We start from the raw sequence: 6,682 nt of genomic DNA, 5'->3' as shown, positions 1-6,682 counted from the left end.
GCCGACGATCGTCAGCGGGCCCACCTCGGTGCCGGCGGCCTGCAAGGCATGCAGCCCGTCGAGCATGCCGAAGGCCACGCCTTCGAGCACCGACCAGCCGAGGTGCGCCGCCGTGGTGTCGTGCGACAGGCCGAAGAACACGCCGCGCGCCGTCGCATCGTTGTGAGGCGTGCGCTCGCCGCCAAGGTAGGGCAGGAAGAGCGGCGCGGCCGCCTGGCCGGCCGCATCGAGCGCGCCGACTTCATTCAGCAGCGCGCCCTCGCCGGCCGCGCCGACGAGTTTGGTGACCCAGCTCAGGCAGCTCGCGGCCGACAGCATCACGCTCATCTGGTGCCAGCGCCCGGGCACCGCATGGCAGAACGCGTGCACCGCCGAGGCCGGGTTCGCGCGGAAGCGGTCGGTCACGACGAACAGCACGCCGCTGGTGCCGAGCGAAATGAAGCCCTCGCCCGGCCGCACCGCACCGATGCCGACCGCGCTGGCCGCGTTGTCGCCACCGCCGCCGGCCACCGGGATGCCGCGCGGCAGGCCCCAGGCATCGGCCAGCGCGTCGCGCAGCTGCCCCGACACCGCGCTGCCTTCGACCAGCCGCGGCATGCGCTGCTCGCTCAGGTTGCTCACCGCCAGCAGCTCGCGCGACCAGCGGCGCTGCGCCACGTCGAGCCACAGCGTACCGGCCGCATCGGACATCTCGCTGACCTTCTCGCCGGTCAGCTGCAGGCGCAGCCAGTCCTTGGGCAGCAGCACGCAGCGCGTGCGCTCGAACAGCTTCGGCTCATGGCGCTGCACCCACAGCAGCTTGGGCGACGTGAAGCCCGGCATCGCGAGGTTGCCGGCGATCTCGGGCAGCGCCGGCAGGCGGCGCTGCAACTCCAGGCACTCGGCCGCGGAGCGCACGTCGTTCCACAGGATGGCGGGGCGCAGCACCGCGTCGTCGGCATCGAGCAGCGTCGCGCCGTGCATCTGGCCCGACAGCCCGATGCCGCGCACGCGCGCGAACTCGGCCGGCGCCTCGGCCCGCAGCGCGGCCACCGCCGCCTCGGTCGCCGCCCACCAGTCGGCCGGATCCTGCTCGGACCAGCCCGGATGCGGCCGCGACACCGTCAGCCGCGCACCGGCCGTGGCCACGATGCGGTGATCGTCCTGCAACAGCAGAACCTTGACTTCCGAGGTGCCGAGGTCGATTCCGAGGTACATGGTGGCGGTCAAAGAAGGCCCCGATGGGGCAACGCCCGCCACTTTAGTTCATCGAACAAACAAATGCACCCCGCGCTTTCCCGAAGGCGAATCCGGCCGGGTCGGTGGCGACAATGCCCGCATGACACTCACCGGCGACCAGCACCTTGTCAAACGCATCAACCGGATGGCGCTGGTGCGCCTGCTGCGCGAGGAGCCCGGGCTGTCGCGCGCCGACCTGTCCACGCACAGCGGGCTGACCAAGTCGACGATCAGCATCCTCGCGAAGGAGCTGATCGACGAGGGCTGGCTGCTCGAAGAGGAGGCGCAGCACACCGGCAGCCTCGGGCGGCGGCCGAAGCCGTTGCGGCTGAACAGCCAGCGGCTGGCGCTGATCGGTGCCGAGCTCGGCATCGACGCGATCCAGACCGCGGCGGTGACGATCAACGGTGAGGTCATCGAGTCGATGCGTACGCCGCTGCGCTCGCTGGAGCCGCAGCTGGCCTGCCACCAGCTGATCGAGCAGGTGCTGTCGCTCGCGGCGCAGGTGCAGGAGCGCAACTACCGGCTGATGGGGATCGGGGTCGGGCTGCCGGGCGCGGTCGACGAGCGGGCTGGCGTGCTGAAGTTCGCGCCGAACATCGGCTGGCGCGACGTGGAGCTGGGCAAGCGGTTGTCGGGCGAGGCGGCGGCCGCGGGCCTGGAAGGCGTGCCGATCTATTACCAGAACGAGGCCGACCTGGCGGCGATCGGCGAGTTCGAGTTCAGCGAGGGGCCAGCCGACGATCCGCTGATCTTCCTGAGCTGCGGCATCGGCGTCGGCGCGGGCATCGTGCTGAACGACCGGCTGTTCAGCGGCGCGAGCGGACTGGCCGGCGAGGTCGGGCACACGATCCTGCAGCTCGGCGGGCCGATGTGCTCATGCGGGCGGCGCGGCTGCGCCGAGGCGCTGATCGGCGCGCGGCACATCCGGTCGCCCGACGACGTGGCGCGCGCGGGCGCCTACCTCGGCGTGCTGATCCAGAACGTGTGGATGACCTTCAACCCGACGGTGATCGTGCTCGGCGGCGAGACGGTCGAGCGCGGTGACGAGTTCCTCGACCCGGCGCTGGCGGCGGTGCAGCAGTTCGCGACCGAGGCGGGCATTGCGCCGCCGCAGATCCGCATCGCGCGGTATGGGTCACTCGCAACGGCCGTGGGCGGCGCCGCCTATGTCTTGCATTGCATGCTCAGGCCGATCTACGGCTGAGCATCAGAGTCAGGCGTGCAGTTTGTCCCAGTAGGAGGCGGCCTTGCCGACCCAGCTGCAATAGTGCGGATCGTTCAGCGCATAGAACGGAATGCCGCGCGAGACGAACTTCTCGACTTCATTGCCGAGTGAGCGGTCCCCAGCCGGCAGCCGCTCGACCTCGACCTCCAGCGCGTGCAGTGCGATCGCGCGCTGCATCGGGTTCGGTGCCATCAGGTGGCGGCGCAGGGTCTGCGAGTCGACGACAGAGGTTTCCAGGTCCATTCAAGGCTCCAACAACATGTGGAAGTGGTCCATGCAAGTTCGGCCGTTTTGCAGCCGGCTTGAGGCCACCTCTCGGGCTCCCTTGTGCAGAAGTCTTCCATGGCGACCCGTTACGTGACCGTGTGCCGGGTAACAGCGTGTTGAAGCCTGATCAGGTGCGAAGCAGTTCACGCTTCGCGACGCCCACCCTGTCGGGTTCACGCACTGTCACGCGACCGATGTATCGTCGCGCCCTCGCAGTAACCAACGGCTTTTCCGAAGTGACCACCACACGCCTTCGCCATGCTGCCCTCGCCGGCCTCCTTTCCCTCCTTGCCACGAACGCCATCGCGCAGGTGCGCGGCATCGGGGCCTCGTTCCCGTCCAAGATCTACGAACGCTGGGCCAAGACCTACGAGCAGCAGAACGCCGGTGCCGCCGTCACCTACAAGGCGACCGGCTCGGGCGACGGCGTCAAGCAGATCAGCGCACGCGCGGTCGACTTCGGCGGCAGCGATTCGCCGCTGCCCGCCGACGAACTGACGAAGCGCAAGCTGGTGCAGGTGCCGATGCTGATCGGCGGCATCGTGCCGGTGGTCAAGCTGCCCGGCATCGGCGCGAACCGGCTGCAGCTGTCGGGCGAGGTGCTGGCCGACATCATGGCCGCGCGGATCGCGAAGTGGAACGATGCACGCATCGCGGCGCAGAACCCGGGCGTCGCGCTGCCTGCGCTGCGCATCCAGCGCATCGTGCGTGCCGACCGCTCCGGTACCACCGAGGGTTTCACGCGCTACCTGTCGGAGGTGTCGCCGGCCTTCAAGACCGAGATCGGTGCCGGCCAGGCGCCGAAGTGGCCGGGCGAGGTCGCGACGGCCGAGGGCAACGACGGCATGGTGAAGGCGCTCGACGGCACTGAGGGTGGCATCGCCTACGTCAGCTACGACCGCGTCGTGAAGGACGGGCTTGCGGCGGTGCGGCTGGTCAACGGTGCGGGCGTCGCGGTGGCGGCATCGGAGGCGGGCTTCCGCGCGGCGATCCTCGACAGCGATGTCTCGCGCGCCGGCAACGACCTCGCGTCGCTGATGAACCGCCCGGCCAGCGGCGCGTGGCCGATCACGCAGACGAGCTTCGTGCTGTTCGACGCCGAGCCGGCCGATGCCGAGCGCGCCGCGCAGGGCATGCGATTCCTGTACTGGTGCCTGATGCACGGCGACGACCTGACGCGCGGCACGGGGTTTGCGCCGCTGCCGGTGAATCTGCAGGCTCGGTTGACGGCGCGGTTCGCTGGTGTGCGTGCGAAGGATGGCAAGGCGCCTCAGTACATGAATTTCTAGTTTGCTTGGCGCGGGCGCGTCGCGCGGGGGGTGAGGGACTGGGCTGGGGGCTCATGCCGAGGCGGTCGACGCCCCTGGGGGGCGCCGACTCCAMGAAGAAGCTCGGCTTCGGGGGTGCATCGCCAAACTCCCTCCGCTCACTKCGTTCGCTGTGGTCAAACAGTGGCGATGAGYATGTCTACGAAGCGCGCTGGCGCGCGCCACCCCCGAAACCAAGCTTCTTCGTCACCTCAGAAGTCGCCCCCAACCCATCCCCTCACCCGCCGCGCCGCTAAGCACCACCAGCTCTTGTTGGGGGGAAAAGATTGAAGTGACCGACGAGCGTGCTGGCGCTCGCATGCCTTGTCCATCATTTGTTCGCTTGTCACCGCCGCAGGAGCAGGGCGGTGGCACAAAGGCGCGGGTGGGGAGGCTGTGGCGCGCCAATAAGGAGGGGGCGCCGGAGCTGGCTGGTTTCATGGCCCGCGTGCGCAGCACGCTTCGTGCACTGACTGTCGCCCACTGTTTGACCACAACGAACGAAGTGAGTTGCGGGAGTTTGGGCGACGGGCCATGAAATCAGCCAGCGCAGGGGAGTCAGCGCCCCGCCAGGGGCGATGACCGCACCCGACGGCGCGCCACAGCCTCCCCACCCGCGCCTTTCCGCGCAGCAACCGCACGAGAACGAAAAAGGCCTCGCAGTTTGCGCTGCGAGGCCTTTCGTCAGAGCCTCAACTGAGGCCCGAACCTTACTCTTGCGGACGACGGCGACGCGACACGAACACGATCGCGCCCAGGCCGGCCAGCAGCATCGCGTACGTCGCCGGTTCCGGAACGGCCGTGACGGTGATGTTCTGCAGCGCCAGGCTGAACTTCTGCGGGTACACGCCCAGCAGCGCGAAGATCAGGAAGCTGTCGCCGCCTGCCTTCGTCACGAACGAGTACGTGTTCCAACCGGTCGYCTTCGTCGAGTCGGACAGCTGGTCGAACGTGCCCGGGCCCTTCTGGCTGTCGAACAGGAACGCGAAGTCCAGCGTGCGGTCCAGCGGACCACCCGTCTTCTCCGCTTCATATTGGAAGCTCACGTTGTACAGCCCCGGTGCGAGGTTGTCGAACACCTCGTAGCAGAAGCTCTGACCCAGCTTGCTCTTCAGCGGATCGTCGCAGCTCTCGCTGCTGGCGAACGCCGACCCGGTCGCGAAGGTCATCGCGGTCAGGGCCAGTGAAACTAGAAACTTCTTCATGGATACCTCCTGGTGATTAGGTGCTTTCCCGTATGCAAGACACACGCCACTTTCAGATCCCATCCCCAGTTCAAGGGGGGTCGATCGAGGCGCACAGGGCAAGAGGCAGCCGGCATGCCCAGCCGGCTTCACTTCGAACCGCTCTTTGCCCCTCAAAAGCGGCCGAATTTGCCGCAGCAACTACCTTTCGGCAGCCCAAGCTTGCCGATTTCCGCCCTGTATCGCTTCGTTACTGCTTGCAAGTGGCTGCAAACTGCCTTCAAGTCGACACATCAGCATGGTCCATGCCTGGGMGAATTTCCCTGGCGTGGTGCAATGCAGCATGAATTCAGGGCGCCGCGGCACATCGCGTCACGCCATCCGACAAGGCGTCGGACTCAGCGCAGGCTGACCTGCCCGGAACAGCTCCCGGTGGTCGCGCTGTAGGGGTAGGTGATCGTCAGGTTGTCGCCGACGATCTGACGGCGTTCGTGGCCCACGTTGCACGCGAACTGCAGGCTGCGCAGCGGCTGCCACGCGATGCCGAGGCCGTAGGTGGTGGTGTTGTCCTCGCCCTCGGCCGGCGCGGTCACGCCATTGGCGATGAAGGCGTTGTCCAGCTTGCGCCGGGTGTAGCCGCCCTGTGCGGTGAGCTGGATCTTCGCGGTCGCGTCCCAGCGCGCCTTCAATTGCAGGCTGTGGCTGACCCGCGTGTCGCTCGAATCGATCTCGTTGAGCGCCGTGCCGAAGGTGCTGCTGCCCACGCTGCTGTCGCGCGAGAGCTGCGTGTCGAAGTTCAGCTTGCCGGTGGCCTGCCAGTTCCAGCCGAGCGCGCCGGTCCAGGTGTTCGTGTCGCGCTGCGATTGCACCGAATGGTTCTCGCGCGTCACGCTGACACGCGCATTCAGCGTGCTCAAGCCATTCGGCTTCGCGAGCAGGCTGAGGTCGACGTCGTTGCGGCGGAACACGTCCGGCTCGACGCCGAAGTTCGGGAAGCGCCCCTCGGTGTGCCGGCCGCCGAGCCGCACGCTCAGCGCATCGGAGTCGGCCCAGCGCACGCCGGCGTTCACCGTCTGCTGGCGCACGTCGCGGTTGCTGAACTCGTCAGCCGAATAGCGGCTCTGGTTGCCGGCCCAGCCGCCCTCCAGCGTCCACGCGGTGACGACGCCCACGCGCACCTGCAGCCCGGCACCGGTCGTGCGCAGCTGGTTTTTGCCGGTGTAGCGGTTCTGGCTGTCGAGGTCATAGCGGTACAGGCTGCTGCGCTGCTCGGCCGTCAGTTCGCCCGACACGCGCTCGATGGTCGACCAGTCGAGCCGCGCCGACAGCCGGTGGTCGGTGTTGTTCAGCTGCGTGTTGTTCTTGTAGCGGTTGATGTTGGCTTCGAGCCCGGCCGTGAAACGCTGCCGGCCGAACGGCTGGTCGATCGCGGCACGCAGCCCGGTCGACGACACCGCATCGCGCGCCGCCGGCTCGCC

Annotated in this window: 6 protein-coding genes; 2 read left to right on the top strand and 4 right to left on the bottom strand. The window is 68.1% G+C overall.

What is annotated here, in order from left to right; all coding sequences use genetic code 11:
- Nucleotides 1–1,197, bottom strand: a 1,197-nt coding sequence (gene xylB / locus AC1D15_RS13580; protein WP_477826391.1) for a xylulokinase, incomplete at its 3' end; no start/stop codon positions are given.
- 121 nt (nucleotides 1,198–1,318) lie between these two features.
- On the opposite strand from xylB, the gene AC1D15_RS13575 reads away from it, so the two are divergent.
- The gene (locus tag AC1D15_RS13575; RefSeq protein ID WP_052211844.1) at nucleotides 1,319–2,425 is read left to right on the top strand and encodes an ROK family transcriptional regulator; all 1,107 of its coding nucleotides are present in this window, start codon (nucleotides 1,319–1,321) and stop codon (nucleotides 2,423–2,425) included.
- 9 nt (nucleotides 2,426–2,434) lie between these two features.
- On the opposite strand, the gene AC1D15_RS13570 is transcribed toward AC1D15_RS13575, so the two are convergent.
- Nucleotides 2,435–2,689: a hypothetical protein gene (locus tag AC1D15_RS13570; protein ID WP_047506047.1), complete on the bottom strand. Its 255-nt coding sequence runs from the start codon at nucleotides 2,687–2,689 to the stop codon at nucleotides 2,435–2,437.
- Nucleotides 2,690–2,949: 260 nt separating this feature from the next.
- On the opposite strand from AC1D15_RS13570, the gene pstS reads away from it, so the two are divergent.
- Nucleotides 2,950–4,002 carry a phosphate ABC transporter substrate-binding protein PstS gene (gene pstS, locus AC1D15_RS13565; protein WP_477826390.1) on the top strand — a complete coding sequence of 351 codons (1,053 nt, stop codon included), beginning with the start codon at nucleotides 2,950–2,952 and terminating at the stop codon, nucleotides 4,000–4,002.
- A 728-nt stretch (nucleotides 4,003–4,730) separates the two neighbouring features.
- Here the strand turns inward: pstS and AC1D15_RS13560 are convergent.
- Nucleotides 4,731–5,225, bottom strand: a complete 495-nt coding sequence (locus AC1D15_RS13560; protein ID WP_477826389.1) for a PEP-CTERM sorting domain-containing protein — start codon at nucleotides 5,223–5,225, stop codon at nucleotides 4,731–4,733.
- Between the two features lie 377 nt (nucleotides 5,226–5,602).
- On the bottom strand, nucleotides 5,603–6,682 hold a 1,080-nt coding region (locus AC1D15_RS13555), incomplete at its 5' end, for a porin family protein (protein WP_477826388.1).

Source organism: Rhizobacter sp. P2_H2, assembly GCF_056403375.1.
Note: the sequence above shows the minus strand (reverse complement) of the source record. Positions and strands in the feature narration are given on the sequence as shown.

Coding starts and splice junctions, on each gene's coding strand:
- AC1D15_RS13575 (WP_052211844.1), top strand. CDS start 1,319: ATGACACTCACCGGCGACCAGCACCTTGTCAAACGCATCAACCGGATG.
- AC1D15_RS13570 (WP_047506047.1), bottom strand. CDS start 2,689: ATGGACCTGGAAACCTCTGTCGTCGACTCGCAGACCCTGCGCCGCCAC.